17 protein-coding genes, 3 tRNA genes and 1 pseudogene are annotated in these 18,338 nt (G+C 38.5%); 7 read left to right on the plus strand and 14 right to left on the minus strand.

Features of this window, described 5'->3' with window-relative positions; translation table 11 throughout:
• Window positions 1-7 precede the first annotated feature (7 nt).
• Genes N4G44_RS04345 through N4G44_RS04355 form a run of 3 tightly spaced genes read left to right on the plus strand, consistent with a single transcriptional unit; the run spans window position 8 to window position 3,520 of the window.
• Window positions 8-955, plus strand: coding sequence for a hypothetical protein (locus N4G44_RS04345; protein WP_474924774.1), 948 nt, complete (start codon window positions 8-10; stop codon window positions 953-955).
• Window positions 910-1,215 (plus strand): hypothetical protein, encoded by a 306-nt coding sequence (locus tag N4G44_RS04350; RefSeq protein ID WP_474924775.1) that lies wholly within the window; start codon window positions 910-912, stop codon window positions 1,213-1,215. Before N4G44_RS04345 ends, N4G44_RS04350 begins: the two co-directional genes overlap by 46 nt.
• A 28-nt stretch (window positions 1,216-1,243) precedes the next feature.
• Window positions 1,244-3,520 carry a DUF5074 domain-containing protein gene (locus tag N4G44_RS04355; protein ID WP_474924776.1) on the plus strand — a complete coding sequence of 759 codons (2,277 nt, stop codon included), beginning with the start codon at window positions 1,244-1,246 and terminating at the stop codon, window positions 3,518-3,520.
• Between the two features lie 131 nt (window positions 3,521-3,651).
• On the opposite strand, the gene N4G44_RS04360 is transcribed toward N4G44_RS04355, so the two are convergent.
• The 13 genes from N4G44_RS04360 to N4G44_RS04420 all read right to left on the minus strand — a co-directional run bounded on the left by N4G44_RS04360 (window position 3,652) and on the right by N4G44_RS04420 (window position 11,396).
• Window positions 3,652-4,440 (minus strand): T9SS type A sorting domain-containing protein, encoded by a 789-nt coding sequence (locus N4G44_RS04360; protein ID WP_474924777.1) that lies wholly within the window; start codon window positions 4,438-4,440, stop codon window positions 3,652-3,654.
• Between the two features lie 221 nt (window positions 4,441-4,661).
• On the minus strand, window positions 4,662-5,426 hold the full coding sequence (locus N4G44_RS04365; protein WP_474924778.1) for a T9SS type A sorting domain-containing protein: 765 nt from the start codon (window positions 5,424-5,426) through the stop codon (window positions 4,662-4,664).
• Between the two features lie 144 nt (window positions 5,427-5,570).
• On the minus strand, window positions 5,571-6,059 hold the full coding sequence (locus N4G44_RS04370) for an MFS transporter (protein WP_474924779.1): 489 nt from the start codon (window positions 6,057-6,059) through the stop codon (window positions 5,571-5,573).
• Window positions 6,056-6,775, minus strand: coding sequence for an MFS transporter (locus tag N4G44_RS04375; RefSeq protein WP_474924780.1), 720 nt, complete (start codon window positions 6,773-6,775; stop codon window positions 6,056-6,058). Before N4G44_RS04375 ends, N4G44_RS04370 begins: the two co-directional genes overlap by 4 nt.
• A gap of 58 nt (window positions 6,776-6,833) precedes the next feature.
• Entirely contained in the window at window positions 6,834-7,490 is a 657-nt protein-coding gene (locus tag N4G44_RS04380) for a FadR/GntR family transcriptional regulator (protein ID WP_474924781.1), read from the minus strand.
• Window positions 7,491-7,630: 140 nt separating this feature from the next.
• The gene (locus N4G44_RS04385) at window positions 7,631-8,257 is read right to left on the minus strand and encodes an FMN-dependent NADH-azoreductase (protein ID WP_474924782.1); all 627 of its coding nucleotides are present in this window, start codon (window positions 8,255-8,257) and stop codon (window positions 7,631-7,633) included.
• Between the two features lie 58 nt (window positions 8,258-8,315).
• Window positions 8,316-8,894, minus strand: a complete 579-nt coding sequence (locus N4G44_RS04390) for a Crp/Fnr family transcriptional regulator (RefSeq protein ID WP_474924783.1) — start codon at window positions 8,892-8,894, stop codon at window positions 8,316-8,318.
• 176 nt (window positions 8,895-9,070) lie between these two features.
• Window positions 9,071-9,142 (minus strand) — tRNA-Glu (locus tag N4G44_RS04395).
• Window positions 9,143-9,237: 95 nt separating this feature from the next.
• Window positions 9,238-9,309: transfer RNA gene (locus N4G44_RS04400), tRNA-Glu, on the minus strand.
• A 10-nt stretch (window positions 9,310-9,319) separates the two neighbouring features.
• The gene (gene rpsT / locus N4G44_RS04405) at window positions 9,320-9,574 is read right to left on the minus strand and encodes a 30S ribosomal protein S20 (RefSeq protein ID WP_066679876.1); all 255 of its coding nucleotides are present in this window, start codon (window positions 9,572-9,574) and stop codon (window positions 9,320-9,322) included.
• A 67-nt stretch (window positions 9,575-9,641) separates the two neighbouring features.
• A complete protein-coding gene (locus N4G44_RS04410) occupies window positions 9,642-9,962 on the minus strand; it encodes a hypothetical protein (protein WP_260540676.1) in 321 nt (106 codons plus the stop codon).
• Window positions 9,963-9,973: 11 nt separating this feature from the next.
• Window positions 9,974-10,048, minus strand: a tRNA-Glu gene (locus N4G44_RS04415).
• Between the two features lie 58 nt (window positions 10,049-10,106).
• Window positions 10,107-11,396, minus strand: coding sequence for an N-acetylmuramoyl-L-alanine amidase family protein (locus tag N4G44_RS04420; RefSeq protein WP_474924784.1), 1,290 nt, complete (start codon window positions 11,394-11,396; stop codon window positions 10,107-10,109).
• A gap of 51 nt (window positions 11,397-11,447) precedes the next feature.
• On the opposite strand from N4G44_RS04420, the pseudogene N4G44_RS04425 reads away from it, so the two are divergent.
• The 3 genes and pseudogenes from N4G44_RS04425 (at window position 11,448) to N4G44_RS04435 (ending at window position 14,998) form a co-directional block, all read left to right on the plus strand.
• Window positions 11,448-14,032 (plus strand): annotated as a pseudogene (locus N4G44_RS04425) (putative LPS assembly protein LptD).
• 130 nt (window positions 14,033-14,162) lie between these two features.
• Window positions 14,163-14,543 (plus strand): RidA family protein, encoded by a 381-nt coding sequence (locus N4G44_RS04430; protein ID WP_474924785.1) that lies wholly within the window; start codon window positions 14,163-14,165, stop codon window positions 14,541-14,543.
• Entirely contained in the window at window positions 14,543-14,998 is a 456-nt protein-coding gene (locus N4G44_RS04435; RefSeq protein ID WP_474924786.1) for a hypothetical protein, read from the plus strand. The genes N4G44_RS04430 and N4G44_RS04435 overlap by 1 nt, the downstream gene beginning before the upstream one ends.
• Window positions 14,999-15,057: 59 nt before the next feature.
• Here N4G44_RS04435 and N4G44_RS04440 read toward each other — a convergent pair whose 3' ends face one another.
• Complete coding sequence (locus tag N4G44_RS04440; protein ID WP_474924787.1) at window positions 15,058-16,587, minus strand: trypsin-like peptidase domain-containing protein; 1,530 nt, start codon at window positions 16,585-16,587, stop codon at window positions 15,058-15,060.
• 374 nt (window positions 16,588-16,961) lie between these two features.
• Here N4G44_RS04440 and trhO point away from each other — a divergent pair, with 374 nt between their 5' ends.
• Window positions 16,962-18,338, plus strand: coding sequence for an oxygen-dependent tRNA uridine(34) hydroxylase TrhO (gene trhO, locus N4G44_RS04445; RefSeq protein ID WP_474924788.1), 1,377 nt, complete (start codon window positions 16,962-16,964; stop codon window positions 18,336-18,338).

Consider the following 18,338-nt stretch of genomic DNA (forward strand, 5'->3'; position numbering starts at 1 on the left):
GAAAAAAATGGAAAGAAAAACCAGACGTATTTTAAAAAACATATTGCTCTGTTCAATTCTACTGGGCGTTGCAGCTTGTAAGAGCGATACTGAGGAAGTAGCAGAAGAAGTGGTTTTCCCTGCGGAAGTTCTTAAAGAATCTTATACGGTTGACAGGCTCAAGCTTTTGAATGTAGATCCGAAAATTGAAGGGAAGCTGACCTGGAGCATCAATGATTCTGTCATTTCTGATCATCTCCAGCTGGATTTTGTAAGTTCTCATGCGAAAACGTATCCCCTGACATTAAAAGTGGAGGTGAAGGGAATTGTGAAAATTTATCAATCATCTATCATTGTTAATAAAGAGCTAACCCCTTATAGCAGATACATATCCAATGTTTTCGATTTCCGTCCGGCCACAGGTCAGTTCATGAATGAGATCCCTGAATATGTCAACGGAAACACTGAGGCCGACATGATCAAAAGAGCCAAAGAATCCTTGGTAGGCGAAAATTCTACCATGATTACGCTGGGAGGTTTCGGAGGTTATGTTTCATTTGGTTTCGATCATACCATTCCCAACCTTGAAGGAAGAGATTTTAAAATCCTTGGAAATGCTTTTTGGGGAAACAGTGCCAATACCACCCGGTCAGGATCATGTGAGCCCGGCATTATCATGGTGGGTTACGACAAAAATAAAAATGGCAAACCGGATGAAGATGAATGGTATGAAATTGCTGGCAGTGAATACTTTAAAAATTCAACAACTAAAAACTATACGATAACTTACTTCAAACCCAATGAAAACAAGCCCCTGTTCCCGGAAGTGAGTTTTGGCAGACTGATGTGGAGTACATCAAATGGCAGGATAATTTTGGGAATTCAGGATTTAGAACGAAAAATACCTTCCATGCACAAAGCTATTATCCTTTGTGGCTTTCCGGTGCTTCTTACAGCCTTACGGGAACCAGACTGAAGGATAATTTTTACGACCAGAGCGGAACGGGGGCTTATTGGGTAGGAACATCCTACGATTACGGTTATGCAGACAATGCGCCGAACAACGATGAGGCTTCCAACATCGATATTTCCTGGGCGGTAGATAAAAGCGGAAAATATGTAAAGCTTCCCGGCATCGATTTTATCAAGGTATATACCGGAATCAATCAGGAAGCAGGATGGCTTGGAGAAGTTTCTACAGAAGTAGCAGGAGCTTACGATCTGCATCTTAAATAAAATAAATCTTAATATATAATTCGAAAAAATGAAAAAGTTTTACCTTTTGACCATGCTGTTCCTTTTTGCGTTCTTTACGAATGCACAGGTGACAGTACAGGGAGTACCCAGAAATGATATTCAGGGTAGCAGCAATCAGCTGAATACAACAGTAACCACCAATATCAACTTTTCCGATATTCAGTATTGGGTGGGAAGCGGAACAAATGAAGCGGCTTTTGTGGTACAGTGGAACGACAGCAAAAATCCGGATGCTCTGGTATGGGGATTCCGATGGAACGGAAATGCAACCGGTGAAGATATGCTGAGAGCAATTGCCCAGGCAGATCACAGATTTTTTACTTTACTTTATCCGGGAACCCAGTTCGGAACAGCAATCGGAGGATTTGGTTTTGACCTGAACGGGCAGAATACCAATGCTCTTTACAAAAACGGCAATACAACCTATCCTCTTTATCCTGTAAGTGGTGTTTTAAATACTTCGGCCTATGATTTTGATGATTATACTGCGGCAGATGCTGCGGATCATTGGGGATCAGGATGGTACAACAGCTATTGGTCTTATTGGGTAAAAGATCCTGCAGATGCTGATTTCGGATATTCAGGGGTAGGAGCTAGTTCCCGTGTGCTTCAGAACGGTTCATGGGATGTGTGGAACTTTAATCCCGGAATGAATTCTTTCCCTGTTTCTTCTACGTTAACACCGGTTTCGGCTTATGTTGCAGCTACTAATTTTACCAGTGGCTATTTTATGGTGAATGAAGAATGGTACGGGCATACCAACGGTTCTGTCAATTTTATTGATAATAACGGGCAGGTTAATTACCGTGTTTACAGCAATGCGAATAACAACCATGCCTTTGGTGCTACTACCCAATACGGGACGATCTATGGTGATAAGTTTTATTTTATCTCGAAACAGGCTGCTGATGGCGGAGATACTCAGTATACGCCTGGTGGAAGGCTGGTGGTAGCTAATGCGCATACCATGCAGAAAATTGCAGGATTTAATAATATTGGCGGTGGCGACGGAAGATCTTTTGTAGGAGTTAACGAAAATAAAGGCTACATCGGTGCTTCCAATGGTGTTTATGTATTTGATATTGCCAATTTACAGGTTGGAAGTCTGATTGCCGGAACAGGCGGCGGTGGTCAGTATGCCGGCCAGATCGGAAATATGATCCGTTCTTCCAAATATGTATTTGCAGTAAAGCAATCTGCTGGAATTTTAGTCATTGATCCTGCTACGGATACTTTGATCAGTATGATTCCCGGAGCATTCCATTCTGTGGTACAGGCTAAAGATGGAAGTATCTGGGCCATTCAGGATCAGAAAGTGGTGAATATTCATCCTACGACTTTTGCAACCACTTCTTACAATATTCCTACGACCAAATATTTAGGTTCATGGGGAGCATGGAATGCAGGAAGCTTTTCAGCGAGCAGCAAACAGAATGTTTTATACTGGATCAATTCGCTTAACAGTTTTGTTTCAGGAACACAGATCGTAAGATTTGATGTGACAACCAAAGCATTTAACGAAAGCTTTGCAACCATTCCGGGACAGACAGGTACTTACAAACAGATTCCTTACGGGGCAGGACTCCGCGTGAACCCAACTACTGATGAGCTGATCCTGAACACAACAGAAAGCGGTTATGGTGCGCATTATCAAAAAAACTGGATCCATACTTTTGACGTTAACGGAGCACTTATCAATACGAAAACCCTTAATGATTATTACTGGTTTCCGGCTATGGCCGTATTCCCGGATAATAGCCTTCCGGCTGTAAGCAGTACATTCCCGTCACAGGTTAACGTAAGTAATGCTTCTGTGATTGACCTGAAAACGGTAGTTTCTGATGAGGATAATCTTTCATCTGCCATTGTAAAATCGATTAAATTGAATTCCAACCCGGCGGCTGTTTCTGCCGTGATCAATGCCAATGATGAACTTGTTTTGACTCCTCTAGCTTCAGGAACAGCTGATATTAAGATCAGTTTTAATTCAAACGGAAAAGTAGTTGAAAAAGTGCTTACGGTTAATAGTACAACTTCTACTTTGGCTACGGCAGAAGTGAAGAAAATTGAGTTCAGCATTTATCCGAACCCGGTTACAGATATTCTGACTCTTAAAACTCAGGAGAAAATCCAGAATGTTTCCATATATGATGCTTCGGGAAGAGCTGTCAATGCACAGTTGAACAATGGGCAGATCAATGTTAGTGCCCTTCCAAAAGGTATTTATATTTTAAAAGCTGTAACAGATAAAGCAGTATATCAGCAAAAGTTGATCAAGAAATAAACCTTATCACATCTTTATATTTCAATGAATCGGCGGCCCGAACGGGCCGCCGATTTTTTAGGCATTATCAGAATGTTTTAAAATTCGATAGACTGAAAGCCTGCTTGATCTGATCTGTTATGTTTCTTTTATTATTTGATAATCACCTTTTTAGAGTATGTTTTTCCTTCTTTTGTCGTAATGTTCATGATGTATACTCCCTGTGGCTGTTTTGTTTCAAATGTGCTTGAAGTCAGCCTGGAACGGAATACCTCTTTTCCTGAAGCATTGGTTAAAGTAACCTCCGAACCTGCTGCAGTAATATTTTTGTCAAGAGTAAACTGCCCGTTCTCATTGTGAGCCATGAAATTGATATACGGATCTTTGTACTGATAAGCATAATATACTCTAAGCTCACCGCCTATATTCAATAATCCTGAATTCACATTGATTTTGACACGGTCAAAAGGAATATTCATGGTAAGCTCAATCTCACCTTTGCTTGGGTCTCCGGCTCCGAGGTTGAGCAATCCACTGTTAAGACTTTGGTAATCGTTGTTGGAAACATTGCCGTTAAATGTTTCAATGGATACTCCTCCCAACAGCTGAGCAGATATTGGAGTGCCATTTGAACCAATTCCAATCACAAGCTTGTTGGTATTATTGGCAATATTGGTCGTTGGAAAGATTAAGGTCTGTTCTGTTCTCGCCAGAAGGCCTACTGAAACCTGAAGAGTTGAGTAGTCATTTTCGTTGCTTCCTACTGCATTTTGAGGATTCAATACTCCGCAGCCTAAGCATACTCCCAATACCTGATTGGTTTGGCTGCTTGCATAGGTCTTCACAATCTGTGCAAAAGTCATCGTGCTTGTTAAAAGTAGAAATGCTGCCAGAAATGCTGCTTTCATCGTGCGTTGAGCCTGTAATAAATAAGTTTTCATATGTATAAAATTTTGGGTTTTAGTTTTCTATAAATTTATAAATAAAATGATTATGTTGTTTATTTTATTTCATATTTATGTGAATTGTTAATAATTTGTTGATATTTATGATTATGACTTATTTCCATTTAATAAATTATTGTTTTGTGTATTTCTCCGAAAATGAGTACAAAAAACGGCAGACTTAAAAATCTACCGCATTTATTTTTCTGTTTATTTAATTATTTGATTGAAATTTTTCTGGAATATGTTTTTCCTTCTTTAGTTTGTATATTCATGATATAAACACCTTCAGACTGTCTGGGTTCAAATGTGTTTGATTTTAATGTAGAACGAAAGACTTCTTTTCCGTAGGTATTGAACAATGTTACTTCTGAACCTTCTACCGGAACATTTCCTCCAAGAGTAACCTGACCGTTCTGGCTGTGAGCCATTATGCTGATCAGTGGATCCTGGTAAGCATAATAAATCCTGAATCCGCCACCCAGACTGAGTACACCTCCGCTCAGTCTTATTTTAACTGCGTTATAGGAGCTGGCAGGAATCAGTTCTATCGTTGCTCTGGATGGATTATCTGCCAGCTTCAGCAGATTACCGGTGATCATCTGACTGTCATTGTTTGATGTCGTTCCGCTCATCGTTTCTATGTAAACTCCGCTTAAAAGCTGAACGGTAAGAGGGATATTATTGGTTCCGATGCCGATCACCAGTTTAGTATTGAGTCTTACTTCCGGGAATCTCAGGGTTTGCTCAACACCTCCCAGTAAAACGGTACCCATGACCATGGTGGAGTAGTTATCTTCATTATCTCCCACGGCATTCAGGGGATTCTGTACGGCACATCCAAGGCATACGCCATATACATTGGAAAGCTGGTCGTTCGCATAGATTCTGCTTTGTGCCTGCGCGTTATTGAATTGAAATAAAAAAGCCATAAATAAAGCAGCCTGAAAAAGACAGCCTTTTGAAAGTAAAATAGATTTCATATTGTAATAAAGTTTGGTTAATGTTTTATCCAAATTTAAACATAAAAGTATATGTAAACAATATTATTTCTACTTAATGTGAATTATGTAAAATTTCTTAATTCAATATAACTGCCGGAACTATTAAGTTTTTATAAGATTAAATTATTTTTTCTTTCCTTTAATATTAGGTAAAAACGCAGTTATTATACCCATAAGAGGTAAGAAAGCACAGATTTTAAATACATATTCAATGCTGGTATCATCTGCTAATGCTCCCAGGACAGCAGAACCAATACCACCCATCCCAAACATAAATCCGAAAAATAAGCCTGCTACCAATCCGATTTTGTTAGGCATAAGATCCGTGGCATACACAAGAATGGCAGAAAATGCAGATGCGATGATTAAACCAATTAAAACAGCGAATATTATAGTCCATACCAAAGGAAGATAGGGAAGGCAAAGCGTAAAAGGTGCGGCTCCCAAAATGGAGATCCAGATAATTTTCTTTCTGCCGTATTTATCACCCAGCTTCCCGCCAAGGATTGTGCCTACAGCAACTGCTGCAAGAAACATAAATAAATATAACTGGGAATCCTTTACAGAAATGTGAAACTTATCAATAAGAAAAAAAGTAAAATAATTAGTCATTGAGGCCAGGTAGATGTATTTGGAGAATACCAGAGCCAGCAGAATTGTGACAGAAAATATAATTTTTTTCTGGACAGCTGAATTTCAATAATATCATTCGGATGTTTAGCAGATTTTTTTAATGAAAGTCTTTCTGCATACCAGTTTCCGATTCGCCATAATAATAAGATGCCGATAAAAGCTGCAATAGCAAAGAGTCCCACATAGCCTTGTCCTAAAGGAAGTACAATTAATGCTACAAGCAAAGGACCAATAGCACTCCCGGAGTTTCCTCCTACCTGGAAAATGGACTGGGCAAGTCCTTTCTGACCGCCCGATGCCAGCTGAGCCACCCGGGAAGCTTCGGGATGGAAAACGGAAGATCCCATACCAATTAAAGCTACTGCGACCAGAATCATATAATATTGATGGGCTGCTGCCAGAAGGAGAAGTCCAGCCATCGATAGTCCCATTCCTATAGCCAAAGATCTCGGATTGGGTCTTTTATCAGTATAAATCCCAACAAAGGGCTGTAAAATGGAAGCCGTAAGCTGGAAGACCAGAGTAATGATACCGATCTGGGCAAAGGATAGACTGAACTCACCCTTTAAAATCGGATATAATGAAGGAATAGTAGATTGGATCAGATCATTTAAGAAATGAGAAAAGCTGATCATAAACAGGATGGGGTAAACAATTTTAGTAGTATCAATTGTTGGTTTCTGAATAGTTTCCATGAATCGTAATTTTAAAATTCATCATGTCATCTGATGAATTTTGTTAAAAAATTATTTATTAATATACTTTATCGACAATAAGCTGTGCGATGCGGGCAGCATTTTCGGGATCTTTATTTTCAATACACTGATAAAGATCCGTATGTATTTTTTGTGAAATTTTAAAAGAGTCTGTATTGTTGTTGTGACTGCTCTCAAAAGTTCTGAGAATATGCTTGCTGGTTATTTTATATATTTCTTTCAGCAATGCATTACCACAGGCTTCTGCAATGGATATGTGAAAATTGATATCAGCCTGATAGCATTCCAGTGCCTGGTTTTCTCCGGCAAGTTTTTCCCGGAGATCCAGATACATTTTCATGGTTTTCAAATCTTTTTCGCTACGATGGATGGCTGCCTTCGCTGCAATCTTAGAGTCCAGAACAGAGCGTACTTCATAAACTTCCTCTATTTCAGCTTTGTCGATCTTTGTTTCTAGAGATTCCTGTACATTTTTGGAAGTTACAAATGTTCCCACCCCTTGCTGGACATTCAGCACGCCTTTTATAGATAATATTTTTATGGCTTCGCGAATGCTGGAACGTCCTACACCATAAATTTTCATCAGTTCCGGTTCAATAGGAAGCTTTTCACCAATGGCATACTCATCGTTGATTATACCTTGAATCAATCGATCTGCAACTTCCTGGGCTAATGTTCTTCTTTGAATCTGCATAAATACATCTTATCATCTGATGAATGCAAAGGTAGAGCTTTTTCAGAATATAGCCTAAAAATTCAGGCAAAGATTAAAATGGGCAGATAACAAAGAGAGAGATCTCAATGAAAATCTCTCTTTGTTTTTTTGACAGAATATTATTCAATAGCGTTGATAGCCTGGAAAATTTTCTGTTTTGACTGTTCAAATATTTCTCCTCCGAACTCTTCGTTATCCAGTGAGATTACAGTAACATCTTTAACTCCCATGATTCCGAAAATAAACTTTAAATAAGTTGTCTGGAAATTCATATGCTCGTTTTTTTCACCTTCGCCATAACCTGTATCGCCTCTGCTCGAAAGAATGAAGAGTTTCTTATTTTCAAGCAATCCAATATAATCTCCATCGGGTTTTCCGGAACGGAACTTCCAGGTTTCATTGATTCTCATTACCTGATCTATATAAGCTTTTAATCCGCTTGGTACAGACCAGTTGTACATAGGGGTTCCAATGATATACATATTATTTTCCTTTAATTCCCTGACCAGTTCATTGCTCAACTGTAAGGCTTGCTGATCTTCTTCAGTTCTGGTTTCCGGCTTTGCAAATGCTCCGGCAATCCATTTTTCATTAACAGGGTTGATCATTTCGAGTCCTGTTTCTCTGAAAGTAAAACGATCCTCAGGATGTTTACTCATCCAGTTATCAACAAATAGCTGCGTCAGTTTTCTGCTGTAGGATCTTTCATTTCTAATGCTTGCATTAATGATAAGTAATTTGTTCATCTTTTTGAATTATGAATACAAAGGTCTGAACTTAAAAAAAGGAGAATATTGATCTAGTTCAATGGATTTTGTTTTTCTTCCGGATCCTGCTCAGGAATTCTGGTGAAATACCAAGATAGGAGGCAATGAGATACTGTGGTACTTTGGCCGCAATTTGCGGATAGTTTTGCAAAAAGTCAAGATAACGGTATTCTGCGTTATAAATATGGGTATAGATTATTCTTTTCTGCAGAGCTCCAAGGTAGCTCTCTAAAATGATGCGGAAATATCTTTCAAGAGAAGGGATTTGCTTCAGCATATTTTGAAAAGCATGAAAATTAATCTGTAGGATTTCCGTTTTTTCCAGTGCCTGGATATTGTAAATCGAAGGCTCCTGTTTACGGAAACTTTCCATATCTGTTGCCCACCATTCATCAATGGCAAAATACAGGATCTCTTCATTGCCGGTATTGACATTGATGCAGAATGCCTTCAGGGTTCCGGAGACAATATAATTATCCGTACGGCAAATTTCACCGTTCCTGAGCAGATAATCGCCTTTTTCTAAAATCTTTTGTGACCATAAAGTACCGAAAAGCACCTTTTCCTCTTGGGTAAGTGTAACGTGTTTTGAAATGGTATCAATTAATTTTTGCAAACCTTTCAATGGATCTAGTCTGGTTTAATGAATTATCTGAATGCAATTTAATAAAAGGGATTGTAAATAAAGCGACTGAAACTTTATTTTGTATTCTGAGTCTCCTGAAATGATCTTTATAGAGTATGCCTAAAAAGAAAACAGGAAAAACGAAATGAATCATTTTTCCTGTTTAGTAGCCCGTAGGGGAATCGAACCCCTCTTACCAGAATGAAAATCTGAGGTCCTAACCGATAGACGAACGGGCCCTCTATCTTCCACTATCATATAGTGTGTTAGATTTTTGTTTTTATAAGTTTACAACTCTTATTATTAACCACTTGGTTAGCAGTGATTAAATTAGTAGCCCGTAGGGGAATCGAACCCCTCTTACCAGAATGAAAATCTGAGGTCCTAACCGATAGACGAACGGGCCAACTATACTTTTACGCTAATTTATTAACGTGCTTTGTTAATTTGCTTTTCAAGTTAGCCGCTTTGTTTTTGTGGATAATGTTTTTCTTAGCTAATTTATCCAATAAAGCGATAACTTTTGGCAGTTGCTCTGTAGCAGCAGCTTTGTTTTCTTCATTTCTCAAAACTTTAAGAGCAGTTCTTGCAGTCTTGTGATAATATCTGTTACGAACTCTTCTAACTTCGTTCTGTCTAATTCTCTTTAATGCTGATTTATGATTTGCCATATCGTTCAAATGTGAGTGCAAAACTATAAACTTTTTTTGAATCTGCCAAATTATTTTTTAAAATTTTTTAATTTTCTTCGGACAGGTATTTTCTGAGTTTATCTATTGCTTGTTCTATTTTTAAATTCTCTTGTTCTCGTTCTATTTTCTTGATTGTGCTGCTAAGCATAATCATCGCATTGTTCCATTCTCCCGTAGTATTGGTAAAGGAAAGTCCGTCAATTGTTACTTCAAAGGCAAACCTTTCTCCCGTCCTGTAAAGTCTGAAACTTATTTTATCATCCCTGCCTGTAATCCCGTCTTCATTGATCTGTAAATCATAACTTTTTGGGTTAGAGTGGATTTTCTTAAAAAGCAATTTTGCTTCTTGTATTTTTAAATCCGGCATGATATCAAATTTGGTAGCCTATAGGGGAATCGAACCCCTGTTGCAAGAATGAAAATCTTGAGTCCTAACCACTAGACGAATAGGCCAAATTTTGAGGTTGCAAAAGTAATGATTAACTTTTTAACTTCAAAATTATTTTTCACGTTATTTAAAAACTTTTTGGATAACGGTATTCTTGATTCCTTTGGATTCAAGGTCTTTTTGAAGCTTTACAGCATCTTCTAAAGTATATACCTTGCCATAGGTGTAATAGAACACCCCATTGTCTTTATTTCTTTCTACATCTTTCAATGTCTGAAGAATAAACGAATTGCCATTCAGTTTTTCACCCGTATAAACCTCTATGGTATAATAACCGGTCAGCAGTTTCTGATTCGGCATAAATCCTACCGCATAAGCATTCCTGAAGCCTGCATCTTTGGCAGTTTTAAGATTAATATCCTTAATGGAAGCCATATTGGTTACTCCGTAGTAATATTTATACTGGCCATTGTCTTTGATAGGGAGAATATAATTTAAGCCCTTTAAAGCAGGATCTCCGTCATTATATTTGGTAGGGGAGCTCAACAGTAAAATTCTGAAGTCATTTTTTAAAGGAGTTTCAGCCGGTTTTTCAGGTTCCGGTTTTCTGGTGGCAATGGAAGACCCTCCTGTTTTCCTGTCAATGGCTTTTTTATAATCGATAATGGCGTTATAAATACTTTCCGCAATTTCATTCTGTCCTTTTTCGGAGGCCAGGTAGTGGCTCTCTTCAGGATGGTTGATGAATCCTGTTTCAATAAGTACTGATGGCATGGCATTCATACGCAGTACGTGAAGGTTCTTCTGAAATACACCTCTTGAAAATCTTTTGTCTTTATTAACAAAGTTACCTTCTACCAGCCCGCCAAGCAGTAAACTGGATTCCAGATATTTGTTCTGCTGCAGCTTCAGCGCTATAAGAGATTCCGGAGAACTCGGATTGTAGGACCCGAAGGTCTGTCTGTCTTTTTCATCCAGAAAGATCACATCGTTCTCTCTTTTGGCTACTTCAAGATTCTCGTCATTCTGGTTGGGTCCCTGTACATAGGTTTCAGTTCCGTAAGCCGTAGGTCTTTGTGAAGAATTACAGTGGATGGAGACAAAAAGATCAGCTTTGCTCCTGTTCGCCAGATTGGTTCTGTCCGAAAGGGAAGGATATTCGTCGTACTTACGGGTATATATCACTTTGAAATCTCTGTTTTTTTCCAACATTGCCCCTACTTTTAAAGTAACGGCAAGCGTAACGTCTTTTTCGGCAACTCTTCCGATGTCCGCATAAGTTCTGTTCGCCCCGTGATCACTTCCCCCATGTCCGGCATCCAAAACGATTGTAAATTTCTTTTGCGAAAAAATTAAAATGCTGGAGAGGATGAAGAGAAATGATAAAATTATTTTAAATTTTTGTTTGTACATCTTACAGTTTTAAAAATTATACTAATTTTGAGCCATAATTATAGAATAAAATTGGCCAAAACCGTCCTCAAAAATATATTACAAATTTTAATTATCCTAATTTTTAACAATTTTTTAGCACAGAAAACGCCTGAAAAATTGCCTAAAAATGCGGTTAATGATACTATTTCCAAAAAGGATACCATTGTCGTAAAAAAGGAAGCTCTGGATGATGTTCTCCGCACAAAAGCAGATGACCAGCGAAGAGATGTTCCGAAGAAAATGACGTTCCTGAATAAAAATGCCCAGGTAAAATACCAGGACATGCAGATCGATGCAGATTATATTTCTATTGATGATAACAAAAATCTCATCTATGCCCGTGGAAAACTGGATTCATTAGGTAAGATTATTGAACCTGTCATTACCACTCAGGCCGGAAAAAATACGAAACCAACGAATTCAGCTACAATACAAAAACCAAGCAGGCTATAGCTTTCAATGCAAGGACAGAAGAAAGTGAAGGCGTCATCACTGCACAGAAAACCAAGAAGTATAATGATTCCGTTTTTGCCATGAGAAATGCGGATTATACCACGGATGAATATTATATCAAGAAAAAAGATACAGCTGCGGATTACTTTATGAGGGCATCCAACATCAAGCTGATCAAAACCAAAAATAAATCACAGATTGTTACGGGGCCTATTCAGATGTATATAGAAAGGGTTCCTACGCCTCTTATTCTTCCGTTTGCCATCCTTCCGTTCTCAGAAAAGAGGGCAGCCGGGATCCTTATTCCAAGTTTTGGGGAAAGGGAAGATGTAGGTTTTTTCCTCAACGGGTTGGGGTATTACCAGCCGATAGGGGAGCATTTTGATCTTAAAATACTTGCCGATATTTATACCAAAGGAAGCTGGAACCTGAGGCCACAGATGAATTATCTGAAGAAATACCGCTATTCCGGAACATTTACAGCAGATGTGGGAACAATGGTAAGAGGGATCAAAGGATTGGATGATTATACTAAAAACAGTACCTACAGAATTGCATGGACCCACACACAGGATACCAAGGCAAATCCTTTCCTGACTTTCAGTGCTTCTGTGGATGTTGTAAGTACCAAATTTTATAACAACCCGCTTAATAATAACTATATTTTCAACCAGAACGTTCTGAATACGCAGCAGAGTTCAGCGGTAACGGTTACGAAAAGATTCCTAAAGCTGCCTGCAACGATTACGGGAACGGCATCATACTCCCAAAATTTTGCGACCGGGCTTGCAGATCTTCGTCTTCCTCAATTGAACGTAGCCATCAACCAGTTCTATCTGTTTAAATCGAAAACGGGAGTAAGACAGGGTCTTCTTGAAAATATTACGGTAAATACAGGCTTTAACCTGACCAATTTTGTAACGACACAGGAAAATGAGCTTTTCACAAAAGCTATGTGGGACAAGATGCAGACAGGACTTAAAAATAATATTGCCCTGGGAACCAATACAACGGTAGCCAAATATTTTACATTCAGTTTAAATGCAACTGTAGACAATGCTTTAACAACTAAAACTCTAAGGAAATATTACGATCCTGTAAAAAATGTGGATGTGGATGAAATCCAGAAAAACATTGCGGGATATTCTACGTTCTCATCATCTGCCAGTCTTCAGACTACCCTTTATGGGATGTTGAAATTTAAAAAAGGATCTGCGGTAGAAGCGGTAAGACATATGATGACGCCAAGCCTTAGCTTTACTTATTCTCCGGATTTTTCGAGTCCCGGGTTTGGATATTACAGGAATTATTATAACGCAGAAGGTGCGCTGACCCCTTATTCTATTTTTGAAAAAGGAATTGTAGGAAGCCCGTCAAGCGGGGTAGTAGGAGCCTTAGGTTTTAATATCGGGAATAATATTGAAATGAAGGTAAAGTCTAAAAGTGATTCTACCGGCGTGAAGAAAATAAAGATCTTCGAATCCCTTAACCTTTCCGGAAATTACAATTTCGCAGCCAAAGACCATCCATGGTCTGTATTCAGTATCAACGGACAGTCTTCATTCTTTAATAATAAATTAAACGTTAATACCAGCCTTTCACTGGAGCCTTATAAAATTGTTTTTGAGCCGGGTGCCACACAGGGAATAAGAACAGAACAGTTTGGCCACTTCAGTGTGCAGGGATTCAATGTACAGTTATCCTATCCTTTAAGCAGCGAGCTCTTTGGCGAAAAAACAGACTATGCTAAAAAATATCCTGCCAAAGGAGAAATAAGGAATGAAAATTATTATTTTGATGATGATAATTATGCCCATTTCGATCAGGCATGGACTTTGAATATCAATGCCAACTATGCCTATTCAAAAGGTCTGTCTGCATTGGGTACCAAAATTGCTTCTATAGGTCTGGATGGCAGTATTAAACTTACTCCGTACTGGAATATCAACGGAAGTACGCATTTTGACCTGGTAACGAAAGATCTTGCCTACACAAGAATCGGGTTCTCCAGAGATCAGCGAAGTTTCACGATCAATTTCAACTGGGTGCCTTTCGGGCAGTATAAAGTATATGACTTCTTTATCGGTATCAAAGCCAACATCTTAAGCGATGCGCTGAAATATAAAGACAGAAGTTTTACACAGCCGGGCGCACCTTTCTAATATCAGATTGACAATTGTAAATATAAATTTTATATTTGCAACCAAAATAAATTCTAATGAAATCGCTGTTGATGAAATTTTACGGCAGATAGTGATTACATAAGAAATTGAAAAAAATAAATATCCACTTATGAAACAAATAATTAACACAGTTAATGCACCTGCGGCTATCGGGCCTTATTCACAAGCTAATCTGGCTAACGGAATTTTATACATTTCCGGACAGATCCCTGTAGACCCTGCAACGGGCAAACTGGTAGAAGGAATTGAGAAAGAAACCCATCAGGTAATGAAAAACCTTGAAGCCATTCTTACGGAAGCAGGATTAACCTTCAAAAATGTAGTGAAGGCTACGATCTTCCTTAAAAGCATGGACGATTTTGCAGTAATGAATGATATTTATGCTTCATATCTTGATGCAGACAGCTACCCGGCACGTGAAACAGTACAGGTTTCATGCCTGCCTAAGAATGTTGATATCGAAATTTCTATGATTGCACATCAGGATTAATGAATTTTATAAGAAATACAATTGCGGTTCTTGTAGGTCTTGCTATAGCGGGGCTTACTATTACTCTTGGTATAAGGGTTTTTCCGCAATGGATCACTTTCGAAGCTTTTGCCCCTTTTGAGCACTGGCAGAGATTTCTTTACAGCATGAGAGGCGATAATGCTTTTTTCGGGTTTCTGCTGTTTATTTCGGGTCTTGGGACCACGATAGGAGGAGTCGCTACTGCGCTTATTGTGAAGTATGCCAAGGTGGCCTATGCTATTCTTATCGGATTTATTATGCTTTTCATAGCCATGCTGGATGTTATTGTATTTCCATACCATCCAACGTTTTATAAGATCTCTATTTTTCTTACCTTTTTCCCGTTTTCGTGGATAGGAGGAAAAATCGTAGCGGTCATTTATGAACGGAAAAATAAAAGGAGAATTGCTGAGAAAATGAACAAATCCAAATAAAAAAACGCTGCAGATTTCTGCAGCGTTTTTGTTATATAAAAGACTATTGCCTGTATTAATTAAGGCATTTTAAATCCTTTGGTATAAATTCTTCCGTAGTCATCTACAAATTTCACCTGTACATTGCCCTGGTATTTATCAAGGATTTTCTCAACATCTTTCTGTGAATTAACAGGTTTACCATTTACTTCTATAATGATGTAATTGTCTACAATTCCGATCTTGGCCATCTCGCTTCCTTCACTTACATTTTTAGCAACGACACCGCTGTTCAGTCCGTATTCTGTTTTGAATTTGTCACTAAGCGGATCAAAATCTGCTCCTATTTTTTCAGAAACGCTCAGATCAGCTTTTGTTCTTGTTGAAGTTCCTCCTTTCTGATCTTTCAGGGTTACTGTAGTGGTGTTTTCCTTACCGTTTCTTAAGTAAGTTACCTGAACTTTATCACCAGGACGCTTGCTTCCGATAGACATGGAAAGGTCCGCAAAATCAGTAATATCATAAGTGTCTATCTTAGTAATGATATCACCTTTTTTAAGTCCTGCATCTTCTGCACCGCTGTTATCACCGAATCCGGTTACATAAACCCCTGATCCTGCTTTAATGTTGGTTTTAAACTGCTGATTGTATGCAGCTACCTGCTGATCATTGGAAAGGTCTAATGATGATACGCCTAAGAATCCTCTCTGTACAATTCCGAATTTCTTGATATCTTCAACAATCTTTCTTGCCAGATTGGAAGGAACGGCAAATCCGTATCCCTGATAATATCCTGTAGTAGACTGGATCGCAGAGTTGATCCCGATAAGGTCTCCGTTTACGTTAACCAGTGCACCTCCTGAGTTACCAGGGTTGATGGCTGCATCGGTCTGGATGAAGCTTTCAATCGGGTTGGTTGCTTTCCCCTGACCTCCAAGAATTCCGATTCCTCTGCCTTTGGCTGAAACAATTCCCGCAGTAACCGTTGAATTTAATCCAAGCGGGTTTCCTACTGCAAGTACCCATTGACCTACTTCAATATTATCTGAATTGGCAAAATTTAAGTAAGGAAGTCCTTTTTCTTCAATCTTCAATAAAGAGATATCGGTATTCGGATCGGTTCCTACCAGCGTTGCGATATAGGATTTCTTGTTGCTTAACACAACTTCCAGTTTGTTGGCTCCTGCTACAACGTGGTTGTTAGATATGATGTATCCGTCCGGCGAAATGATCACCCCGGAACCCATTCCTGAAGGCATATTGTCCGGTGCCTGCTGCTTCGGTCTCTGCTGTCCTCTTCCTCCTCCGAAAGGGTCTCCGAAGAAGAAATCAAAAAGATCCTGCTCTGAAGCTCTGCTTGTTGATCTGCTCTGGTAATTTTTAATGGTAACCACAGCCGGAACTGTTGTTTTCGACGCTTTTACGAAATCGTCGCCTACAGCTCCCGTATTCATTCCTACGAATGACGCATTAGGTGCGGTGGCTGTAAAATAAGACTGGTCGCCGTTATTGGAATGTTGACCGAAATATTGTATTGTCCCAACGGTAGTAGCTCCTGAGACAACTCCCACTACTGCAAATGGTAATAGTTTTTTTAAAGTACTCTTCATTGTATATCTTTCTTTTTATTTATTGATTTTTTTGTTTAACCGTAAACAAATTTAATGCTAAATAAGTATGCAATTAGTATGCTGTGTTTCAATTTTAACTAAAATTTAACGGCTATTATGTCATTTTATACATTATGTCATAATCTTAAATACCGGCATTAACAAAACTTAAAATATTATTAAAGAAAAACTGACATTTTTACAAATGCACAGCGTCAAATGATTGCAATAAGATACGAAATTTTTTTAAGTCCTGTGAATGATTATTGCACTGATCAGTCTGTTCATCGAACCATGACATTGCTCATGCACACACTCATTTGAAAAATGATTATATTTGCAGAAATATTTTTCTCACTTAAAACGTTTATAGCATGCAACTGTACAACACCTTAAGCGCAGAAGAAAGAGCTCAGCTTATTGATGAAGCCGGTAAGGAACGCCTTACATTGTCTTTCTATGCGTATGCCAAAATTGAAGATCCCAAAAAATTTCGCGACGAATTATTTATAGCCTGGAATGCCCTTGATGCGCTTGGCCGTATCTATGTTGCCCATGAAGGAATTAATGCTCAGATGAGTGTACCTGCAGATCAGTTTGAGGCCTTTAGGGATACGCTGGAAGTGTACGATTTTATGAAGGGAATCCGTTTGAATGTAGCGGTTGAGCAAGACAATCACTCCTTTTTAAAACTGACCATAAAAGTTAGACACAAGATTGTTGCTGACGGACTGAATGACGATTCTTTTGATGTAACCAATAAAGGAATCCATTTAAAAGCGCAGGAATTTAATAATATGCTTGAAGATCCGAATACGATTGTAGTGGATTTCAGAAATCATTATGAAAGTGAAGTAGGGCATTTTGAAGGAGCCATCACCCCTGATGTGGAAAACTTCAGAGAAAGTTTACCGATTATAAACGAGCAGCTGCAGGATTTTAAAGAAGATAAAAACCTGTTGATGTATTGTACAGGTGGAATCCGTTGCGAAAAGGCCAGCGCTTATTTCAAACACCAGGGTTTTAAAAATGTTTACCAGCTTGAAGGCGGAATTATTGAATACACCCGTCAGATCAAAGAAGAAGGTATAAAAAGTAAATTTATCGGAAAGAATTTTGTGTTTGACCACCGTTTGGGAGAACGAATTACAGATGATATTATTTCCCAGTGCCACCAGTGTGGAAAGCCTTGTGATAACCATACCAATTGTGCTAATGATGCCTGTCACTTACTGTTCATTCAGTGTGATGAATGTAAAGCAGCTATGGAAAACTGCTGTTCTACAGAATGTCTGGAAACAATCCATTTACCTTTAGAAGAGCAACTAAAACTTAGAAAAGGCTTACAGGTCGGAAATAAAGTTTTCAGAAAAGGGAAATCCGAAGCTTTGAAATTTAAAAAATCAGGAGATTTACCCGCTCAGCCTTTAGGAAAAGTAGCTAAGGCAGAAACAAAAGATATTCGCCAGAAAATCAAAATTAAAAAGACACTGATCGGAAAGGCGGAACACTATTATTCGAAATCAAAAATTGCCCAGTTCTTAATTGAAAATAATGAACTTTCAATTGGAGATAAAGTTTTGATTTCCGGACCTACAACCGGTGAGCAGGAAGTTACCATTACACAGATTTATGCCAATGGAGGGCCTTGCGAAACAGCAAAAGTGGGAGATCAGATTACTTTTGAACTTCCATTCAGAGTTCGTTTGTCTGATAAACTATATAAAATATTGCAGCCTGAAAACGGATAA

It is taken from the genome of Chryseobacterium sp. GTID13, assembly GCF_056172655.1.